The organism is Lelliottia nimipressuralis (assembly GCF_041464075.1).
Classification (GTDB): domain Bacteria; phylum Pseudomonadota; class Gammaproteobacteria; order Enterobacterales; family Enterobacteriaceae; genus Enterobacter; species Enterobacter nimipressuralis.
The window spans coordinates 3,066,162-3,087,875 of sequence record NZ_CP167172.1 but is presented as its reverse complement, the minus strand read 5'-3'; the positions used below and the strand labels follow the sequence as shown (position 1 = coordinate 3,087,875).

Here is a 21,714-nt window from a genome sequence, read left to right as displayed (position 1 = left end):
CCGGGGCAAAACGCCCCGGTCTGCTTAGCTGAGCGCTTTCGCCAGCAGGGAGATTGGATGTTCACAGCGCAGGCTCGTGGACATTTCGATCTGCCATTTGCAGGTTTCGCAGTCGGTCACCACCAGGTCCGCGCCGCTCTCTTCGATCTGGCGGAACAGCGGCGCACCAATGGCCTGCGACGTCGGGTAGTTTTCGCTTTTAAAGCCGTAGGTCCCTGCAATCCCGCAGCAGCGCGAATCCAGCACTGTCAGTTCCAGCCCCGGAATCAGCCTGAGTAGCTCCAGCGTATAAATCGCCCAGCCCATTTTTTCCATATGACAGGGTGTGTGATACACCACTTTCAGCGGTAATTTCTTTAACGGCAGCCTCTGCCCGCTATCCAGTTTGCGCCAGATAAAACGGGTGGCCAGCTCGATGTGCTCGCGCAACCCGCTGTTATCGACGTCCAGCAGATGCGGATACTCATCCCGCAGCGTAAAGGTGCAGGTGGATGACGTGGCGAGGACCGGGATCCCTTTGTCGACAATCGCTTCGCGCAGTGAGGTCACGTTGTGCCGGGCCTGTTTACGCGCCCGGTCGGTAAAGCCGTTGGCAATTAGCGGCACGCCGCAGCACTTCTCTTTATTCAGCAACTGTACGCCTGTGCCCATTGCATTCAACACGCTGACCAGATCTTTGCCCAGCTGCGGGTGGTTATAGTTCACGTAACAGCCGTGGAAGAACGCGGCCTGGTCGGTGTACTGCGCCTGTCTCTCGGCAACGCTTTTATACCAGCGGCGGAAAGTCCCGTGGGAGTATTTGGGCAGAGTGCGGTGATGATCGATTTTGAGCGCCACGTCGAGGAGCTTTCGCACCGGTTTCAGCGAGGTCGCCGCATTCACCAGCGGGGCGAACGGCGTGGAGACGCTGCCCATCAGATCCGTATGGCTTAAAATGGCATCACGAAGGGTCGGTTTTTGCGTGCTGTACTGCGCCCGCGCGCGCTGGATAATGTCCCCGATTTTGACATCAGAGGGGCAGGCGACTTCACAGCGTTTGCAGTTGATGCAGTATTTCAGCGCGTCGTCGTACAGTGCGCCATCTTTCAGGCGCAGACGCTCGCCGTCCGGCCCGGCCTGTTTCGGCCCCGGGTAGCGTGGATTCACGCTGCTCACCGGGCAAACGGTGGTGCAGACGGTGCATTTGATGCAGCTTTCAAAACGGGTATCGTTCATGGTTGTTCTCCCGCTCGCTGGCAAATCTGTTCGGCAACGGCCAGCGCCGTGATGGCGCAGACACCGCCGCCGCAGCCCTGGGCTATCGGGTCAAAACCGCCCAGCACCGAGCCAATGGCGTAAAGATTGTCGATCGCCACGCCGGAAAGCTGCGGGCGCAGGTGCTCATCGGTGATGACGCCGAACTGCTGCCACGGCTGGGGTGTGAAGAAATCGCTCTGATACCAGTCGGCGCGGGAGGCGCTCTGACGCACGTCCAGCCCCATCACCGCCTCGCGGATCCCTTCGCGGGTGCTGATTAATCCGTTGCTGAAGAAACTGCCGCTCGCCAGTACCACAAAACGGGCACGCAGCGGAATATCCTCATGGTTTCGTGTCCAGACGGCATGGGCGTTGCCCGCTTCAAGCGACACTTTTTTGACTTCATCTCCCGCCATCCAGACGCCGCCCTGAGCGATAAACTGCCGCTGAAGCTGATTGTGCAGACGAATTCCTGGCACAGATGGCGGCAGCGTCGGCAGCAGCCAGAGCGGGCAGGGGAGGCGATCGCTGAGCCAGCGCCACAGACGATTATCCGTCAGGCCAAAACAGGCCGGCATGTACAGGGCATCGACGCCCTGCGCCAGAGGATGTAAGGCGTCAAAAATCATCGGCCAGTGAACGTCGTTGTCCAGCAGCCGGGCAATATTCACGGCGCGAAACTCGCTGGCGTTATCCCGCAGGACATCCAGCTCCGGCAACTCGATCTCCGCCGTGTCCGCGTGAATCCCCTGGTGACGCAGCGACGCAGCGGCAAGATGGGCCTGAAAATCGAGAAATCCGCTGATGCCAATGACGCAGACGCGCTGGTTCTGGCTGGGGGCGACCGGCACCTCTTCCGGACTGAGCCAGGCGCTGCGCTGGGTACCGAGCGGCGTGATGCGGGCGTGATTTTGCCCGGCATTGCCCTTTAAGCGCGCGCCGCTGGCGGCGAGCAGGCTTTCGGTTTCTCGCGCGAAGCGGGCCATATTTTCAACCCCCACCCGGCGGTAAGGGTGTTCAGGCGGCAACGCCGCCGGGTTTTGCACCGCCGTGAGCGGATTCTGGACGGGCGAACCGTCGGCCATCGCGCCGAGCAGGTCCAGGGAGCCGGACGAAAAATGCAGCGCGCTTTGACCGCGACTGATAATGGCGCAGCGCTGGCCGCTTTGCGTCAGCTTCAGGCCGCACAGCAGCCCGGCGAGACCGCCACCAATAATCACCGTATCAAATTTCATCGTGCTGCTCCTTTTCCAGTCCGCACAGCCCTTGGTAGACCCAGCGGGTAAATTCGCTTTCGCGCAGCGCGTCGCCCCAGGCGACAGGCTGCACCCCTTTCCAGCGTTCATTGAGGAACTCGCTGAGCTGCGTCAGTGATTGCGCGGAGGTGGTGACATTGAAACGCTGTAACAGGCCCGCCGCGCGGCAGGCGCACAGCTCGCCCTGACAGGTGCCCATCCCGACGCGGGTGCGGCGACGTAAATCGAGCAGGTTGTTAACCGCCAGATTTTCCACCGCATACTGCACTTCGCCCGCAGTGACGGCTTCGCATTCGCACACCAGGCTGCGGCTGAGGCGGCCCTGTCCCAGCCAGGCGGGCGTGCGGTCGCCGTGACGGTAGATGGCCGATCCCCGCAGCGGCGCGGGCAGGGAGATGATTTTTTGCAGCGTTTTTTCGGTTGGCTCCTGCGAGCCTGGCAGCGGGCGCTCAGCAGTGGTGCAGGGCTGCGTATTCCCGAGTTTGCGGCACACGGCGTCGGTGGCCCACTGCGCCATCAGCCGGTAGGTCATCAGTTTGCCGCCGGTGATGGTAATGAAACCTTCCAGCCCGTCGCGCGCGGCGTGATCGAGCAACACAATGCCACGGCTGACGTTGCGCCCGCTCGGATCGTCGTCGCTGGCGACCAGCGGGCGTACCCCGGCATAGGCGCGCAGAATGCGGGTTTGCGCCATGATCGGCGCCAGTTTTTCCCCTTCGCGCAGCAGGATATCCACCTCTTCGGCGGTTACCCGATTACAGTCGATATCGTTGTAATCAATGTGCGTGGAGGTGGTACCAATCAGGGAGATGGTATCGCCCGGCACCAGGATGTCGGCGTCGGACGGTTTGCGGCAGCGGTTGATGACGTGATTGTTGATACGGTGATCGAGGATCAGCAGCGAGCCTTTCGCCGGGAACATGCGAACGGACAACTCAGCATACTCCGCAATGTGCTGACCCCAGATCCCGGCAGCGTTGACCACCACACCTGCATACAGCTCACTGTGTTCCCCGTACAGGCGATCATAGATACGCACGCCCCGTACGCTGTCGCCTTCACGGATAAGCCCTGTAACTTCATGCGCGGTCAGAATGGTCGCGCCGTGTTCGCGGGCATCGAGCATATTGGCCGCCGTCAGGCGGAAGGGGTCCACGGTGCCGTCGGGCACTTTCACTGCGCCCAGCAGGGCCGGGTTTACCGCCGGTTCGATGCGCCGGGCAAGCAGAGGATCTATCGCTTCGGCATTGATACCCGCGTTAGTGCAGGCGGTAATAAAGGTTTTCTGAAACGCCAGATCGTCCTCTGGCAGCGTGATAAACAGGCCGTCTGTGGGTTCAATGCAGTGGCGGGCGATGCGTTTGAGGATCTGGTTTTCGGCGATGCACTCGCGCGCTGATTCGTTGTCGGTCACGGCGTAGCGCGCGCCGCTGTGCAATAAGCCGTGATTGCGCCCGGTGGCGCCGGTGGCGATATCGTGACGTTCGAGCAGCGTAACGCTTAAGCCTCGCAGGGCGCAGTCCCGCGCCATCCCGGCGCCCGTTGCGCCGCCGCCAATGATAATCACATCGCTATAACGGGGATCGCGGATTGCCATTGTCTTCCCTCATGTTCGTTTTTTACCATTTAGCCACATCAAAAATGTGGTTTGTTTGATTTCGAACACAAACGAGCGCAATTCGAAAATGAAACGTGATTCCGTGCGCCTTTTTGCGCACTGTGTCATATTTCTGTAACAATTCGTGCGTTGATTCACAGTAACAATCGTCGTGATTATTTAACATCCCCAGCCTCTCTGGAGCTGGGGTGCAGTAAAAGCCCTGGCAATTAACAATATGGCCACGGAGGCTGTTATGCTCAGTATCTTCAAACCTGCTCCGCATCGGGCACGTCTGCCAGAGGCAGAAGTTGACCCGCTTTATCGCCGCCTGCGCTGGCAAATCTTCCTCGGAATTTTCTTCGGCTATGCCGCTTACTATCTGGTGCGCAAAAACTTCGCTCTGGCGATGCCGTATCTGGTTGAACAGGGTTTTTCGCGCGGTGACTTAGGTTTCGCGCTGTCCGGCATTTCAATTGCCTACGGTTTTTCGAAATTCATCATGGGGTCGGTCTCAGACCGCTCGAATCCGCGCGTCTTCTTACCGGCGGGCCTGATTCTGGCTGCGGCGGTAATGCTGTTTATGGGCTTCGTGCCCTGGGCGACCTCCAGCATCGCAGTGATGTTCGTGCTGCTGTTTATCTGCGGCTGGTTCCAGGGAATGGGGTGGCCACCGTGCGGACGTACCATGGTCCACTGGTGGTCGCAGAAAGAGCGCGGCGGGATTGTGTCGGTGTGGAACTGCGCCCATAACGTCGGCGGCGGTATTCCGCCACTGCTGTTCCTGTTAGGGATGGCGTGGTTTAACGACTGGAAAGCGGCGCTGTACATGCCTGCATTTGGCGCGATTCTGGTGGCGATGATTGCTTTTGCGCTGATGCGCGATACCCCGCAATCCTGCGGCCTGCCGCCAATTGAAGAGTATAAAAACGACTACCCGGACGACTACAGCGAACAGCACGAAGAGGAGCTGACGGCGAAGCAAATCTTCATGAAATACGTTCTGCCGAACAAACTGCTGTGGTACATCGCGGTGGCGAACGTGTTTGTCTATCTGCTGCGATACGGCATTCTCGACTGGTCGCCAACCTATCTGAAAGAGGTGAAGCACTTCGCGCTGGATAAGTCATCCTGGGCCTATTTCTTGTATGAATACGCCGGGATCCCGGGCACGCTGATTTGCGGCTGGATGTCGGATAAAGTGTTCAAAGGCAACCGCGGTGCAACGGGCGTATTCTTTATGACGCTGGTGACCATCGCCACGATCGTTTACTGGCTCAACCCTCCGGGAAATCCGGGTGTGGATATGGCCTGTATGATCGTGATTGGCTTCCTGATTTATGGCCCGGTAATGCTGATCGGCCTGCATGCCCTTGAACTGGCGCCGAAGAAAGCAGCAGGGACCGCCGCAGGCTTTACCGGTCTGTTTGGTTATCTCGGCGGATCGGTTGCCGCCAGCGCTATCGTCGGTTACACGGTCGATTTCTTCGGCTGGGACGGTGGCTTCATGGTGATGATTGGCGGCAGCATAATGGCAGTATTGCTGCTGATTGTGGTGATGTTCGGTGAAAAACGTCATCACGCGGAGATGATGCAGAAACGCGGATAAAAAAAATGCCCGCGAAAGCGGGCATTTAGTGCGTGCAGGCATTACATCTCGATTTCGATATCGCCTTTTGCCCGGCAACAGCAGGGCAAAATTTCCCCTTCATTGATGAACGCCAGCGGCTCGGTGAGCCAGTCGACCTGACCTGCCACTAAACGGCAGCGGCAGGAGCCGCAGTAACCGGCGCGACACTGGTATTCGACTTCCACCTGATGCGACTCAAGCGCGACCAGCAGAGAAGGGTGCTCTTCGCGGCACAGAACTTCTGTGCCGGAAAGGCTGAGCGTGACGCGGCTCATCAGAGCTGGAAATCGCTCAGGTCGTCAGTATTGACTTCGGAATCAATCTGACCGACCAGGTAAGAACTCACTTCCACTTCCTGCGGCGCAACCTGCACGTTGTCGGACACCAGCCAGGTGTTGATCCATGGAATCGGGTTAGAGCGCGTTTTAAACGGCAGCTCAAGGCCCACCGCCTGCATGCGGATGTTGGTGATGTACTCCACATACTGACACAGAATGTCTTTGTTCAAGCCGATCATGGAACCGTCGCGGAACAGGTAATCTGCCCACTCTTTTTCCTGCTGAGCGGCCAGCACAAACAGGTCGTAGCACTCCTGTTTGCACTCTTCGGCAATCTCTGCCATTTCCGGATCGTCCACGCCGCTGCGCAGCAGATTCAGCATGTGCTGAGTGCCGGTCAGGTGCAGGGCTTCGTCGCGAGCGATCAGACGGATAATTTTCGCGTTACCTTCCATCAGCTTGCGCTCGGCGAAAGCAAATGAGCAGGCAAAGCTGACATAGAAGCGAATCGCTTCCAGCGCGTTGACGCTCATCAGGCACAGGTACAGCTGTTTTTTCAGGGCGCGCAGATTCACGGTCACGGTTTTACCGTTGACGTTGTGGGTGCCTTCGCCCAGCAGATGCCAGTAGCTGGTCATTTCGATCAGCTCGTCGTAGTAGTGGGCGATGCCCTCTGCGCGTTTCTGGATCTGCTCGTTGGTAACGATATCGTCAAACACCACCGCCGGATCGTTCACGATGTTGCGGATGATGTGGGTGTAAGAGCGCGAGTGGATCGTCTCGGAGAACGCCCAGGTTTCGACCCAGGTTTCCAGCTCAGGAATAGAAATCAGCGGCAGCAACGCCACGTTCGGGCTACGACCCTGAATGGAATCCAGCAGCGTCTGATACTTCAGGTTGCTGAGGAAAATATGCTTTTCATGGTCAGGCAGTGCCTGAAAGTCGATACGATCGCGTGAAACATCCACTTCTTCCGGACGCCAGAAGAAGGAGAGTTGCTTTTCGATCAGCTTTTCGAAGATGTCATATTTTTGCTGATCGTAGCGTGCCACGTTGACCGATTGCCCGAAGAACATGGGCTCTTTGAGCTGGTCGTTTTTCGTCTGTGAAAAGGTGGTATATGCCATTGAAGTGAGTCCTGTAGGAGTGTAATGCCGGACAGCGCTTTGCGTATCCGGCCTACAACACCTCGAAATTATGTAGGCCGGATACGGCGTTTACGCCGCCATCCGGCAAAAGGCAAAACTAGATCTTACATGCGCCGCTTTCGCAGCCATCGTCCTGGATTGAAGGCGCCATATCATCCTGCGCATCTTCTGCACCGTCACGGGTGTTGTGATAGTACAGGGTTTTCACGCCAAATTTGTAGGCGGTCAGCAGATCTTTGAGCAACTGTTGCATCGGCACTTTTCCTGACGGGAAGCGCGTCGGATCGTAGTTGGTATTCGCAGAGATCGACTGGTCGATAAACTTCTGCATGATGCCCACCAGCTGCAGGTAACCGTCGTTATTCGGCATTTCCCACAGCAGCTCGTAGTTATTCCCCAGCGTTTCGTAATCCGGCACGACCTGACGCAGCACGCCATCTTTCGAGGCTTTGATGCTCACGTGACCGCGCGGCGGCTCAATGCCGTTGGTGGCGTTGGAGATCTGCGAGGAGGTCTCGGACGGCATCAGCGCAGAAAGGGTGGAGTTACGCAGACCGTGGGTTTTGATCGATTCACGCAGACCTTCCCAGTCGAGATGCAGCGGCTCGCTGACGATACCGTCCAGATCTTTCTTGTAGGTATCGATCGGCAGAATGCCTTTCGCGTAGGTGGTTTCATTGAACCACGGGCACGCGCCTTGCTCTTTCGCCAGCTCGTTCGAGGCTTTCATCAGGTAATACTGGATGGCTTCGAAAGTTTCATGCGTCAGGTTATTGGCGCTGCCATCGGAGTAACGCTTACCGTTTTTCGCTAGCCAGTAGGCAAAGTTGATCACGCCAATACCCAGCGTACGACGGCCCATGGCACCACGTTTTGCCGCAGGGATTGGGTAGTCCTGATAATCCAGCAGGGCATCCAGCGCGCGAACCGCCAGAACAGCCAGCTCTTCCAGCTCGGACAGGCTCTTGATTGCGCCCAGGTTGAATGCAGACAGAGTACAGAGCGCGATTTCACCGTTTTCGTCGTTAACGTCGTACAGCGGTTTGGTCGGCAGGGCGATCTCCAGGCACAGGTTAGACTGGCGGACTGGCGCGATGGCCGGATCAAACGGGCTGTGGGTGTTGCAGTGGTCCACGTTCTGAATGTAGATACGGCCAGTTGAGGCACGTTCCTGCATCATCAGAGAGAACAGATCGACCGCTTTGACGCGCTGTTTGCGGATGCTGTCGTCGTTTTCGTACTGGGTGTACAGACGTTCGAACTCATCCTGATCGGCGAAGAACGCATCGTACAGGCCTGGGACGTCGGACGGGCTGAACAGGGTGATGTCCTGGCCTTTCAGCAGGCGGGTATACATCAGTTTGTTGATCTGAACGCCGTAGTCCATGTGACGAACGCGGTTCCCTTCAACGCCACGGTTGTTTTTCAGAACCAGCAGGCTTTCTACTTCCAGATGCCACATTGGGTAGAACAGCGTGGCTGCACCGCCGCGAACGCCGCCCTGAGAGCAGGATTTCACTGCGGTCTGGAAGTGTTTGTAGAACGGAATACAGCCGGTATGGAACGCTTCACCGCCGCGAATTGGGCTACCCAGGGCACGAATACGGCCCGCGTTGATACCGATACCGGCACGCTGGGAGACGTATTTCACAATGGCGCTGGAGGTGGCGTTGATGGAATCCAGGCTGTCGCCGCACTCGATCAGAACGCAGGAGCTGAACTGGCGAGTTGGGGTGCGCACGCCAGACATGATCGGCGTAGGCAGAGAAATTTTAAAGGTAGAAACCGCATCATAGAAACGCTTCACATAGCTCAGGCGGGTTTCACGCGGATAGCCGGAGAACAGGCATGCGGCGACCAGAATGTAGAGGAACTGCGCGCTTTCGTAGATTTCTCCCGTTACGCGGTTCTGAACCAGGTATTTGCCTTCGAGTTGTTTAACCGCGGCGTAGGAGAAGTTCATGTCACGCCAGTGATCGATAAACCCGTTCATCTGCTCGAACTCTTCTTCCGTATAGTCTTCCAGCAGATGCGTGTCGTATTTGCCCAGCTCAACCATTTTGACCACGTGATCATGCAGCGCTGGCGGCTCAAACTGGCCGTAGGCTTTTTTACGCAGATGGAAAATGGCAAGACGTGCTGCGAGATACTGATAATCAGGCGCTTCGCGGGAGATGAGATCGGCCGCCGCCTTGATGATGGTCTCGTGGATGTCAGAGGTTTTGATGCCGTCGTAGAACTGAATGTGAGAACGCAGCTCAACCTGGGAGATAGATACGTTATTCAGTCCTTCTGCTGCCCAGTCGAGAACTCGATGGATTTTGTCGAGATTGATACGCTCAGTGGTACCGTCGCGCTTTGTCACCAGCAGACTCTGATTCATGTGGGTTTTTACCTGTCCGTGAATTACCGTGAAATAGAAATATCCCCCGCTTATCCACAGAATGGTCTTGTGACTAACTCTGTGGATAAATACTACATGTAGGGGTTTTGCGATTAAAAGAACGCTATATGGTGAGTATTCTAGTATCGAATCATTTCAGTACAAGGGTTGATTTTGAGGTTAAATTGAGGTTGTGAAAGGGTAAAAAAGCCTAAGTCCTCGTGCTGTAAGGCCTGGACGACATGTCAATAATTAAGAAAAAAAATTCAAAATTTGATCGAGTGCTGATTTCTTCAACGAGAGGTCAAAATTGCGCAACATGACGCCGCGCAATCTTTATAAGAATAGTTGATGACGTTAGTCGTTTTTTGCGGTTGTGTGCAACATATAGTTAACATCTACACCCGGCGCGAGTTTGAATTTGTCCGTTAACGGATTGTAGTGCAAACCGGTGATGTGCTGCTCTTTAAGCCAGGTGTCGTCGACCCAGCCTAATAATTCAGCCGGTTTGATAAATTTCTTCACGTCATGGGTGCCTTTTGGCACCATGCGCAGGACATATTCTGCCCCTACGACCGCCATCAGCCACGCCTTGCCGTTACGGTTGATGGTCGAGAAGAAAACCTGTCCACCGGGTTTGACAAGCGCAGCGCAGGCCTTGACCACCGACTGCGGGTCAGGCACGTGCTCTAACATTTCCATGCAGGTGACCACGTCATACTGATGGGCGTGCTTCGCCGCGTGCTCTTCGACCGTCTCCTGAACGTAATCCACCTGAATACCGGTTTCTAACGCATGCAGGCGCGCGACCTGTAACGGCTCAAAGCCCATATCCAGCCCGGTGACCGTGGCCCCTTCGCGCGCCATGCTCTCTGCCAGAATACCGCCGCCGCAGCCGACATCGAGCACGTTTTTACCGAACAGACCGCCGGAACGCTCCGCAATATAGCCCAGACGCAGCGGGTTAATGCGGTGCAGAGGTTTGAACTCACCTTCGAGATCCCACCAGCGGGATGCCACCGCTTCAAATTTGGCGATCTCTTCGTGGTCGATGTTGTGAGCTACCGGGGATTTTTCGGCATTCATGGGCGCTTTTACTCCTTATTTCGCAAGAGGATCGAGTATATCAGGCTCTCCCCGCGAATAAAGCATACAGGTTTACCTGTCTCATAGCGGTTGTGTTATAATTTGCGACCTTTGAATCCGGGACACAGTAGAGGGATAGCGGTTAGATGAGCGACCTTGCGAGAGAAATTACACCGGTTAACATCGAGGAAGAGCTTAAGAGCTCCTATCTGGACTATGCGATGTCGGTCATTGTTGGCCGTGCGCTGCCAGACGTCCGAGATGGCCTGAAGCCGGTACACCGTCGCGTACTTTACGCCATGAACGTATTGGGCAATGACTGGAATAAAGCCTACAAAAAATCTGCCCGTGTCGTTGGTGACGTAATCGGTAAATACCACCCTCATGGTGATACCGCCGTTTATGACACTATCGTGCGTATGGCGCAGCCATTCTCCTTGCGTTACATGCTGGTAGATGGCCAGGGTAACTTTGGTTCTGTCGATGGCGACTCCGCGGCGGCGATGCGTTATACGGAAATCCGTATGTCGAAAATCGCCCATGAGCTGATGGCCGACCTGGAAAAAGAGACGGTAGATTTCGTCGATAACTACGACGGCACCGAGCGCATCCCAGACGTGATGCCGACCAAGATCCCGAACCTGCTGGTGAACGGTTCTTCCGGTATCGCCGTCGGTATGGCCACCAACATTCCGCCGCACAACATCACGGAAGTGATCAACGGCTGCCTGGCCTTTATTGACGATGAAGAGATCAGCATTGAAGGGCTGATGGAACACATCCCTGGCCCGGACTTCCCGACTGCCGCCATCATCAATGGTCGTCGCGGTATCGAAGAAGCGTACCGTACCGGTCGTGGCAAAATTTATATTCGTGCCCGCGCGGAAGTGGAAGCTGACGCGAAGACGGGTCGCGAAACCATTATCGTCCACGAAATTCCGTATCAGGTGAACAAAGCGCGCCTGATCGAGAAAATTGCGGAACTGGTAAAAGATAAACGCGTTGAAGGTATCAGCGCGCTGCGTGACGAGTCTGATAAAGACGGTATGCGCATCGTGATTGAAATCAAACGCGACGCGGTGGGTGAAGTTGTTCTTAACAACCTTTACTCCCAGACGCAGCTCCAGGTTTCCTTCGGTATCAACATGGTGGCACTGCACCATGGTCAGCCGAAGATCATGAACCTGAAAGAGATTCTGAGCGCGTTCGTGCGTCACCGCCGTGAAGTGGTGACTCGCCGTACTATTTTCGAACTGCGTAAAGCACGCGATCGTGCCCACATCCTCGAAGCGCTGGCTGTTGCGCTGGCGAACATCGACCCGATCATCGAACTGATCCGTCGTGCGCCAACGCCTGCCGAAGCGAAAGCGGGCCTGGTTGCCCGTCCGTGGGAGCTGGGTAACGTCGCGGCCATGCTGGAACGCGCTGGCGATGATGCTGCGCGCCCTGAGTGGCTGGAGCCGGAGTTCGGCGTGCGTGACGGTCAGTACTATCTGACCGAACAGCAGGCACAGGCGATTCTGGATCTGCGTCTGCAGAAACTGACTGGCCTTGAGCATGAAAAACTGCTCGACGAGTACAAAGAGCTGCTGGAGCAGATTGCTGAACTGCTGCATATCCTTGGTAGCGCAGATCGTCTGATGGAAGTGATTCGTGAAGAGCTGGAACTGGTCCGCGATCAGTTTGGTGATGAGCGTCGCACTGAGATCACCGCCAACAGCGCGGATATCAACATCGAAGATCTGATCAACCAGGAAGATGTGGTTGTGACCCTGTCTCACCAGGGCTACGTGAAGTATCAGCCGCTGACCGACTACGAAGCACAACGTCGTGGTGGTAAAGGCAAATCAGCTGCACGCATTAAAGAAGAAGACTTTATCGACCGCCTGCTGGTGGCCAACACCCACGATACGATCCTCTGCTTCTCCAGCCGTGGCCGTCTGTACTGGATGAAGGTGTATCAGCTGCCGGAAGCGAGCCGTGGGGCGCGTGGTCGTCCAATCGTCAACCTGCTGCCGCTGGAGCCGAACGAACGCATCACTGCGATTCTGCCGGTCCGCGAGTACGCAGAAGGCGTAAACGTCTTTATGGCGACCGCCAGCGGGACCGTGAAGAAAACCGCGCTGAAAGAGTTCAGCCGTCCGCGTTCTGCCGGCATCATTGCCGTCAACCTGAACGAAGGCGACGAACTGATCGGCGTGGATCTGACCTCCGGTACTGACGATGTCATGCTGTTCTCTGCCGCCGGTAAAGTGGTGCGCTTCAAAGAGAGCGCCGTGCGCGCGATGGGTCGTACTGCGACCGGTGTTCGTGGTATCCGACTGGCAGGCGAAGACAGCGTTGTTTCCCTGATTATTCCACGTGGCGAAGGGGCAATCCTGACCGTGACGCAGAATGGTTACGGTAAACGTACGGCGGAAGGGGAATACCCAACCAAGTCTCGCGGTACGCAGGGCGTTATCTCTATTAAAGTCACCGAACGTAACGGTTCCGTTGTCGGCGCGGTACAGGTTGATGACTGCGATCAGATCATGATGATCACCGACGCAGGCACCCTGGTTCGTACCCGCGTGTCTGAGATTAGCGTTGTGGGTCGTAACACCCAGGGCGTGATCCTCATCCGTACTGCGGAAGACGAAAACGTGGTCGGCCTGCAGCGTGTTGCAGAGCCGGTGGATGACGAAGAGCTCGATTCCATCGACGGAAGTGTGGCAGAAGGCGATGACGAAATCGCGCCGGAAGCTGACACCGACGACGATGCGGCTGATGATGCCGAAGAGTAATGTCTCCTGACAGAAAAAAGGGCCGGATTCCGGCCCTTTCTTTTTTGCAGACAAGCGAACATTGCGGCAAGCGGCGTTTACCGCTACCTTAACCACATTCTTTTTGACCCTGATGGCGGAGCTTCGCCCCCTTGAAATACCTCGTCTCCTTTCGTACCACGCTTAAAGTCTCTCGCTATTTATTCCGGGCGCTGGCGTTATTGCTCTGGTTACTGGTCGCGCTGTTTTCGGTGTTTTACATCGTCAACACGCTGCACCAAAAGGAGTCCGAGATCCGTCAGGAGTTCAACCTAAGCTCCGATCAGGCCCAGCGCTATATCCAGCGCACGTCCGACGTGATGAAAGAGCTGAAGTACATTGCGGAGAACCGTCTGACGGCGGAAAACGGGATTATGGCGTCCCGCGGGCGCGACGAGAAATCGGAAGTCCCGGATTTCGAGCCGTTGTTCCCGGATTCCGACTGCTCAGCGATGGGCAACTCCTGGCGAGGTTCTCTCGAATCACTGGCCTGGTTTATGCGCTACTGGCGCGATAACTTCTCTGCGGCCTACGATCTTAACCGCGTGTTCCTCATCGGCAGCGAAAACCTCTGCATGGCCGATTTCGGCCTGCGGGATATGCCCGTCGAGCGCGAGGATGCGCTGAAAAAGCTCCATGAACGTATTCTCAAATACCATAACGCCCCTCAGGATGAGCGCGGCAACAATATTTTCTGGATTAGCCAGGGCCCGCGTCCAGGCGTGGGCTATTTCTATGGCCTGACGCCGGTCTATCTGGCTAACCGTCTGCAGGCGCTGCTGGGCACCGAGCAGACGATTCGCATGGAGAACTTCTTCACGCCGGGCAGCCTGCCGATGGGGGTGACCATTCTCGATGAAAATGGTCATAAGCTGATTTCACTCACCGGTCCTGAGGATCGTTTAAAAGTCGATCCGCGCTGGATGCAGGAGCGTTCCTGGTTTGGTTATACCTCGGGGTTCCGCGACCTGGTACTTAAGAAAAGCCTGCCGCCGTCTTCACTGAGTATTGTCTACTCCGTGCCGGTCGATATGGTGCTGGAACGCATCCGGATGCTGATCCTCAACGCAATCCTGCTGAACGTGCTGGTAGGCATTGCGCTGTTTACGCTGGCGCGGATGTATGAGCGCAAGATTTTCATTCCGGCAGAGAGCGACGCCCAGCGGCTGGAAGAGCACGAGCAGTTCAACCGCAAAATCGTCGCTTCGGCGCCCGTCGGCATCTGTATTCTGCGCACCCAGGACGGAACGAATATCCTCAGTAATGAGCTGGCGCATAACTATCTGAACATGCTGACGCACGAAGACCGGCAGCGGCTGACGCAAATCATCTGCGGGCAGCAGGTCAATTTTGTCGATGTGCTCACCAGCAACCATACGAACCTGCAGATCAGTTTTGTTCACTCGCGCTATCGCAACGAAAACGTGGCGATTTGCGTGCTGGTGGATGTCTCCTCGCGCGTGAAAATGGAAGAGTCTTTGCAGGAAATGGCGCAGGCGGCAGAACAGGCCAGCCAGTCGAAATCCATGTTCCTCGCCACCGTCAGCCATGAGCTGCGCACGCCGCTGTACGGCATCATCGGTAACCTCGATCTGCTGCAAACCAAAGAGCTGCCGAAGGGCGTCGACCGTCTGGTGACGGCGATGAACAACTCATCGAGCCTGCTGCTGAAAATTATCAGCGACATTCTCGACTTCTCCAAAATTGAGTCTGAGCAGCTGAAAATCGAGCCGAGCGAGTTTTCGCCGCGTGAGGTGATGAACCACATCAGCGCCAACTATATGCCGCTGGTGGTGCGCAAACAGCTTGGACTTTACTGCTTTATCGAGCCGGATGTGCCGGTGACTTTGCAGGGCGACCCGATGCGCCTGCAGCAGGTAATTTCCAACCTGCTGAGCAATGCGATCAAGTTTACCGACATCGGCTGTATCGTCCTGCATGTTTCCCGCGCCGGGGATTATTTAAGTATCCGCGTTCGCGACACGGGGACCGGGATCCCGGCCAAAGAGGTGGTTAAACTGTTTGACCCGTTCTTCCAGGTGGGAACTGGCGTACAGCGTAACTTCCAGGGCACAGGTCTGGGGCTTGCGATCTGTGAGCAGTTGATCAGCATGATGGACGGCGATATCTCGGTGGATACCGAGCCGGGTATGGGCAGCCAGTTTACGATTCGTATTCCGCTCTATTCGGCGAAGTATCCGGTGAAAGCCCCGGCGGATGGGCTGAGCGGTAAAACAATCTGGCTGGCGGTGCATAACGCCTCGCTGTATAGCTTCCTCGAGTCGATGCTGACCAACCGTGGCCTTCATGTGATGCGCTACGAGGGGCAACCCGCCGATGCCGACGACACGCTGATTACGGACGTGGAGCTGGACCCGTCCTGGAAAGGCAGAGCCGCGATTATCTTCTGTCGTCGTCATATTGGTATTCCGCAGGAGCGTGTGCCGGGAGAGTGGACGCACAGCGTCGCCACGCCGCACGAGCTGATGCATCTGCTGGCGCATATCTATCGCGTTGAAGTGGATGAGCGCGACGGCGTGAGAGCGCTGCCGTCGCCGGACTCTTCCGTCGCAATGAATGACGATATGATGATACTGGTGGTCGACGATCATCCGATTAACCGGCGTCTGTTGGCCGATCAGCTCGGATCGCTGGGATATCAATGTCTGACGGCCAATGACGGCGTCGATGCGCTTAACGTGCTCAGCAAAAATCATATTGATATTGTGCTCAGCGACGTCAACATGCCGAACATGGATGGCTATCGCCTGACGCAGCGTATCCGCGAGCAGGGGCTGACTCTGCCGGTCATTGGCGTGACGGCGAATGCGCTGGCCGAAGAGAAGCAGCGCTGCCTGGAGTCGGGTATGGACAGTTGTCTGTCGAAACCGGTCACGCTGGATGTGATCAAGCAGACCCTGACGGTCTACGCGGATCGCGTGCGCAAAAACAGGGCGTAAAAAAACCCGGCAAGCGCGAGCGCTGCCGGGTTTTTTAAGCGAAGAGCAATCAGTCTTTGTCGACCGCGCTCAGCGTCACAGAAGAGAGATAGTTCAGCAGGGCGATGTCATTTTCAACTCCCAGCTTCATCATCGCCGATTTCTTCTGGCTACTGATGGTTTTAATGCTGCGGTTCAGCTTCTTGGCAATCTCGGTGACCAGGAAACCTTCAGCGAACAGGCGCAACACTTCGCTCTCTTTCGGGGACAAACGCTTGTCACCGTAACCACCGGCGCTGATTTTCTCCAGCAGACGGGAGACGCTTTCCGGGGTAAATTTCTTGCCTTTCTGCAGGGCGGCAAGCGCTTTCGGCAGATCGGTTGGCGCGCCTTGTTTCAGAACGATCCCTTCAATGTCGAGTTCCAGCACGGCGCTTAAGATCGCCGGGTTGTTGTTCATGGTCAGAACAATGATCGAAATGCTCGGGAAGTGGCGCTTGATGTATTTGATAAGCGTGATCCCATCACCGTATTTATCTCCCGGCATGGAGAGATCGGTGATGAGGACATGGGCATCAAGTTTCGGGAGGTTATTGATAAGTGCTGTAGAGTCTTCAAATTCACCGACAACATTCACCCACTCGATCTGTTCAAGTGATTTGCGAATACCGAACAGTACAATCGGGTGGTCATCGGCAATAATTACGTTCATATTGTTCATGTATAAGGCTACCTTGCTACAGCAAGCTTTTGACGTAGGCGTCAATGTCGCTGATGTATTTTTCTGTGCCAGAAGCATCCTTCTCGCGAATAAGATGTTCCAGCGTTTCACATAACTGCTTGCCCGGAACCAGATTAAGCATGGCAAACACCCCTTTAAGCCGGTGTGCTGTCTGCGCCAGCGCCGCGAAATCCTTCGCAGCGGACTCAGTATACAACCGCTTAACATCATCTGGTACTGTATCTACAAAGAGGGAATAGTATCCGCTGGCATGGAGTTCGGCATTTTCATCGCCACCCAACGGGGACTCCAGGATCTCTTCTTGTGCCAGCTGTTCCTCTATTAGTTGTAGTACAGCTTCCTGCATCGCATTGCTCATATTAAAGTTGACGCGCATCTGGCCGGGGCCGATTTTGCGCACGCCAGACTCATCATCGCTTAAAAGCAAGCCCGAGGCAGTAAGATTAGACGGATTATCAGTTAAAAACAGATCATATTCTTGACTTGTGAGCCTGTCGTCCGGGGTGATGCAGGACGCGCCCCAGTTTTCCAGCTGACGAACCACAATGTTGCGGATCTCGTTCGAGGTCACATCCACCATGATCACCACATCATCCAGAAGACGCTCTTCGTCCTCTTCCTCTGGGGTCGCGGCCATTTTGACGTGCAGGGAGTAGCGGGTACCAAGGGACTCGCGGGCTTTAATATTCAGGTGCCCGCCCAGTTTACGCGCCAGCTGATCGCACAGCCAGAAGGTGAGGGGATTGGCTTTGCCGTAGTTGTCGCTCTGAGTATCGTTAAGGAACGGGAAGTGCAGGTTATCGACTTCGCTCAGCGTCACACCTTCGCCCGTATCCAGGATACGGATCGTCAGGCGGTCTTGAGCGGATTCGTCTGCGCTGACTTCCAGCGTAATTTTGCCGATTTGAGTGGTGGTGACGGAGTACTGAATCAGCATCAGCACGATGCGGCGCAGGGCATCGCGGTCGCCGTGGCGTTTATCGTTAGCGGGCAAATGGTTGTTAATCAGCAGCTGTAGCCCTTTACGCTTAATCACCGGCAGGACTTCAGGCACCACTTCGTTGATCAGATCCTGAATCGAGAACAGGGTAGGGTTCCCTCTCCAGGAGTCGTTTTCCAGCATGTTAGCCAGCTGAATTTCATCCACCATCCGCACGAGCGTATCCGCCTGAGTGGCGAGCTGATGGCTTTCTGGCGTGCTGATGTTTGCGGCCTGGCTTGCCAGCGCTTTCAGCGGACGCTTAAACGCATCGCTGATGTTTTGCATAAAGACCGCGCGGCCCTGCTGGTTCTTCTCATACAGCCGCTGGGCCTGCTTGAGTTTCTTGTTCACCAGCACTTCACGATCCTGATCGCGGATGATGAAGATCTGGGTGCGGGAAGCAACCTGGCTGCGGAACTGACGAATTTCATACAGTTCATTATTAATGGTGGCCTGAATGACGCCCTGATGCTGATCGGCCATCGCCGTGATGTTCTGCAAATTCAGGTGCGGCAGCAGATGATCGGCAATCTTGTTGCTCATAATAGTTCGATTGGCTTCCTGGTCATGCACCAGCAGCCCGAGCGGGAGGATGGAGACAATCTCTTCATTCAGCGCCCGCAGGACGCGCAGTTCGTTGCCTGAGCCGGATGACGACACGCTTTCGCTTTGACGGCCAGGCTGGAAGCGGAAGGTGCTGTAGCCAAACAGCGCCAGCGCCAGCAGGCCGATATTCAGCAGCAGCGGCAGGAGAATATTTTGCAGAGTATCCAGCAGTAAGGTACCAAACGGCACCTGCCAGACCAGGCGCATCCCGGTGGAGTTCAGCGCAGAGGCGATCTCAATCTTCGAGCCATTGAATGTAATGGTGGCGCTCTCCGGGCCTTCTTTCTTATCGGCTGATGCGCGCAGGTTTTGTGCGGAGCTGTCTGGCTCCAGACGGAAACTGTCCAGCGGCATGTCAGGCGGGATCAGATCGTTAATCGGCAAATCAAAGGCCACGACGGTCGCCAGATGGCCCGGCTGGTTAAAGGTGGTGCGCAGGGTAAAGTAATGCCCGTTCTGCCACGCCAGGCGGCGCAGAGAGGAGAAACTTTCGCGCTCATCCAGGGCGTTGGCCTGCTGGAGCATTTCGGCGCGACGGGAATCGACGATCGAGCCGATGGTGGACTCTTTAAACCCGGATGAGAGATCTTTCAGCGGCAGCGTGGAGATCAGGATCATGCTGTTATCCTGACCGTTGAGATAATACATCGACCACGGCACCGTTTCTGCGCCCCATAGCGTGTCGAGATAGGTCGACATCCGCTGGGTCATCTCAAGCGTGGCGCTATCGTGCGAACCAAAAATCAGGGCTTCGGTTTTACGGCGCGTTTTTTCGAGGTAATACACGTCCTGTTTAAGACGCGTCTCCTGCAGATTCTCACCCGACGAGGTTCCCGGTGCGGCGGCAATGTTGTCATAAATCTGCCAGGTGGCGTAACGCCAGGTATCAATACGCTTATGCACCGCGTGGGTGATATCAACAATCTGGTAGCTCCTGTCCTTCAGCCAGGTATTGACCGCGCTCTGTACCATCACTCCCATCGTCACCAGCAGCACAATGATTAAGAGAAGGAAGAAGCGGGTGATGCTCCCCGGAAGGAGGGAGAACTTACCTGTTGCTGTGGTTTCAGACTGACTCATTGATATGTTTAACCCGATATGGCCGCACGTAAGGGGGAGTGGGCAGTATAAAGGGTAATACCTGAATTTCCAGCATCGTAGCCAGAGCAGACGGGACTTTTTCGACTTTAAATAACGCAGGGCGGGGCAGATTTAAAAGTGTACAAACGCGATCGGATTGTACAAATAACTGGCAATGAATGTAAAAAATAGCACTAATTAACAAGAAATTAAAATTTGTTAAAGCGACGGGAAAGGAAATTTAGGGACATAATCGAATTAATTAATAGTTGTTATAATTTCACTGCGGTAGCACAGATAAATTCAGTTTACGTAAAGAAGCGTAAAAAAAAACCGAATGCAGTGCACTCGGCTGAATTAGGGATAAACAGACATTCAAAACTGAATGACGGTAATAAATAAAGTTAATGATGATAGCGGGAGTTATTTTAGTGATCTCGACGGTTTTTGTTTTGACAATCAGTGCGGTAATGATTACTTTGGCTATCTCTCTGATATATATCATCTATTTTCAATTTTTGATTTAATGTGCTTTATTTTTTAGCTCTTAGTGCTATCAAAAAGTTCCCATTTATTTACAAATTGAAACATGTTTGTAGATGAATGAAACATCTTCAAAGTTTTCGTATCATATTCTTATTGGATTATTCTGTAATTTTGCGGAGAATGAAGTTGCCGACTGGTTAAGAGGGTTAATCAGTAAGCAGTGGTAATAATAAGGCATATAAAGGCATATAACAGAGGGTTAATAAAATGAAAGTTAAAGTCCTGTCCCTCCTGGTACCAGCTCTGCTGGTAGCAGGCGCAGCAAATGCGGCTGAAATTTATAACAAAGACGGCAACAAATTAGATCTGTTCGGTAAAGTCGACGGTCTGCACTATTTCTCCGATGACAAAGGCGCTGATGGCGATCAGACCTACATGCGTATCGGCTTCAAAGGCGAAACTCAGGTTAACGATCAGCTGACCGGTTACGGCCAGTGGGAATACCAGATTCAGGGTAACACCGACGAGAGCGACAACCAGTCCTGGACTCGTGTGGCCTTCGCGGGTCTGAAATTCGCTGACGCAGGTTCTTTCGACTACGGTCGTAACTACGGCGTTATCTACGATGTCACCTCCTGGACTGACGTACTGCCAGAATTCGGCGGCGACACCTACGGTGCTGACAACTTCCTGCAGTCCCGTGCTAACGGCGTTGCAACCTACCGTAACCAGGACTTCTTCGGTCTGGTTGATGGCCTGAACTTTGCTCTGCAGTATCAGGGTAAAAACGGCAGCGTTGACGGCGAAAACGACACCGGTCGTAGCACCCTGAAACAGAATGGCGACGGCTACGGCGCGTCCCTGACCTACAACCTGGGCGAAGGCTTCAGCGTGGGTGGTGCGATGTCTTCCTCCAAACGTACTGCTGACCAGAATGCAGCAGGCGTGTACGGTGAAGGCGATCACGCAGAAGTGTACAGCGGTGGTCTGAAATATGATGCCAACAACATTTACCTGGCAGCACAGTACTCCCAGACTTACAACGCTACCCGTTTCGGCGACTCCCAGAGCAGCAGCGACATCTACGGTTTTGCTAACAAAGCACAGAACTTCGAAGTGGTTGCTCAGTACCAGTTCGACTTCGGTCTGCGTCCATCCGTGGCTTACCTGCAGTCTAAAGGTAAGGACGTAAGCAACAACACCACTAACTTCGGCGATCAGGATCTGCTGAAATATGTTGATGTTGGCGCGACTTACTACTTCAACAAAAACATGTCCACCTATGTGGATTACAAAATCAACCTGCTGGATGAAAACAACTTCACCCGTCAGGCTGGTATCGGTACTGATGATATCGTCGCTCTGGGTCTGGTTTACCAGTTCTAAGACACGCTCAGTAACACAAAGGGGCCTTATGGCCCCTTTTTCTATTCTCTTTTTAGGGCCTTACCTGCGACCGGGTTT

13 protein-coding genes are annotated in these 21,714 nt (G+C 55.0%); 4 read left to right on the top strand and 9 right to left on the bottom strand.

Going from position 1 to position 21,714, the window contains the following annotated elements:
- Positions 1 to 24: 24 nt before the first annotated feature.
- The 3 genes from glpC to glpA are packed head-to-tail and all read right to left on the bottom strand — an operon-like array spanning position 25 to position 4,089.
- Positions 25 to 1,215, bottom strand: a complete 1,191-nt coding sequence (gene glpC, locus ACB496_RS14740; protein ID WP_129036043.1) for an anaerobic glycerol-3-phosphate dehydrogenase subunit GlpC — start codon at positions 1,213 to 1,215, stop codon at positions 25 to 27.
- Entirely contained in the window at positions 1,212 to 2,471 is a 1,260-nt protein-coding gene (gene glpB, locus ACB496_RS14735; RefSeq protein ID WP_371972935.1) for a glycerol-3-phosphate dehydrogenase subunit GlpB, read from the bottom strand. The genes glpC and glpB overlap by 4 nt, the downstream gene beginning before the upstream one ends.
- Positions 2,461 to 4,089 (bottom strand): anaerobic glycerol-3-phosphate dehydrogenase subunit A, encoded by a 1,629-nt coding sequence (glpA, locus tag ACB496_RS14730; RefSeq protein WP_371972934.1) that lies wholly within the window; start codon positions 4,087 to 4,089, stop codon positions 2,461 to 2,463. Before glpA ends, glpB begins: the two co-directional genes overlap by 11 nt.
- A gap of 256 nt (positions 4,090 to 4,345) precedes the next feature.
- Between glpA and glpT the strand changes: the two genes are divergently transcribed.
- Entirely contained in the window at positions 4,346 to 5,698 is a 1,353-nt protein-coding gene (gene glpT, locus ACB496_RS14725) for a glycerol-3-phosphate transporter (RefSeq protein WP_100779472.1), read from the top strand.
- Between the two features lie 41 nt (positions 5,699 to 5,739).
- Here the strand turns inward: glpT and yfaE are convergent, their stop codons facing one another.
- The 4 genes from yfaE to ubiG all read right to left on the bottom strand — a co-directional run bounded on the left by yfaE (position 5,740) and on the right by ubiG (position 10,614).
- Positions 5,740 to 5,994: a class I ribonucleotide reductase maintenance protein YfaE gene (gene yfaE / locus ACB496_RS14720; protein WP_015959801.1), complete on the bottom strand. Its 255-nt coding sequence runs from the start codon at positions 5,992 to 5,994 to the stop codon at positions 5,740 to 5,742.
- Positions 5,994 to 7,124: a class Ia ribonucleoside-diphosphate reductase subunit beta gene (gene nrdB / locus ACB496_RS14715; protein ID WP_100779473.1), complete on the bottom strand. Its 1,131-nt coding sequence runs from the start codon at positions 7,122 to 7,124 to the stop codon at positions 5,994 to 5,996. Before nrdB ends, yfaE begins: the two co-directional genes overlap by 1 nt.
- Before the next feature lie 118 nt (positions 7,125 to 7,242).
- The gene (gene nrdA / locus ACB496_RS14710) at positions 7,243 to 9,528 is read right to left on the bottom strand and encodes a class 1a ribonucleoside-diphosphate reductase subunit alpha (RefSeq protein WP_371972933.1); all 2,286 of its coding nucleotides are present in this window, start codon (positions 9,526 to 9,528) and stop codon (positions 7,243 to 7,245) included.
- A gap of 357 nt (positions 9,529 to 9,885) precedes the next feature.
- The gene (gene ubiG / locus ACB496_RS14705) at positions 9,886 to 10,614 is read right to left on the bottom strand and encodes a bifunctional 2-polyprenyl-6-hydroxyphenol methylase/3-demethylubiquinol 3-O-methyltransferase UbiG (protein ID WP_371972932.1); all 729 of its coding nucleotides are present in this window, start codon (positions 10,612 to 10,614) and stop codon (positions 9,886 to 9,888) included.
- A gap of 146 nt (positions 10,615 to 10,760) precedes the next feature.
- Here ubiG and gyrA point away from each other — a divergent pair, with 146 nt between their 5' ends.
- Together gyrA and rcsC are read left to right on the top strand one after the other, a co-directional pair.
- The gene (gene gyrA / locus ACB496_RS14700; protein WP_102104891.1) at positions 10,761 to 13,397 is read left to right on the top strand and encodes a DNA topoisomerase (ATP-hydrolyzing) subunit A; all 2,637 of its coding nucleotides are present in this window, start codon (positions 10,761 to 10,763) and stop codon (positions 13,395 to 13,397) included.
- Between the two features lie 131 nt (positions 13,398 to 13,528).
- On the top strand, positions 13,529 to 16,375 hold the full coding sequence (gene rcsC, locus ACB496_RS14695) for a two-component system sensor histidine kinase RcsC (protein WP_371972931.1): 2,847 nt from the start codon (positions 13,529 to 13,531) through the stop codon (positions 16,373 to 16,375).
- Positions 16,376 to 16,424: 49 nt separating this feature from the next.
- Here rcsC and rcsB read toward each other — a convergent pair whose 3' ends face one another.
- Positions 16,425 to 17,075 carry a response regulator transcription factor RcsB gene (gene rcsB / locus ACB496_RS14690; protein WP_015959795.1) on the bottom strand — a complete coding sequence of 217 codons (651 nt, stop codon included), beginning with the start codon at positions 17,073 to 17,075 and terminating at the stop codon, positions 16,425 to 16,427.
- A 16-nt stretch (positions 17,076 to 17,091) separates the two neighbouring features.
- Positions 17,092 to 19,764 (bottom strand): phosphotransferase RcsD, encoded by a 2,673-nt coding sequence (gene rcsD, locus ACB496_RS14685; RefSeq protein WP_102104889.1) that lies wholly within the window; start codon positions 19,762 to 19,764, stop codon positions 17,092 to 17,094.
- Positions 19,765 to 20,517: 753 nt separating this feature from the next.
- On the opposite strand from rcsD, the gene ACB496_RS14680 reads away from it, so the two are divergent.
- Entirely contained in the window at positions 20,518 to 21,636 is a 1,119-nt protein-coding gene (locus ACB496_RS14680) for a porin OmpC (RefSeq protein WP_100779480.1), read from the top strand.
- Positions 21,637 to 21,714: the final 78 nt, after the last annotated feature.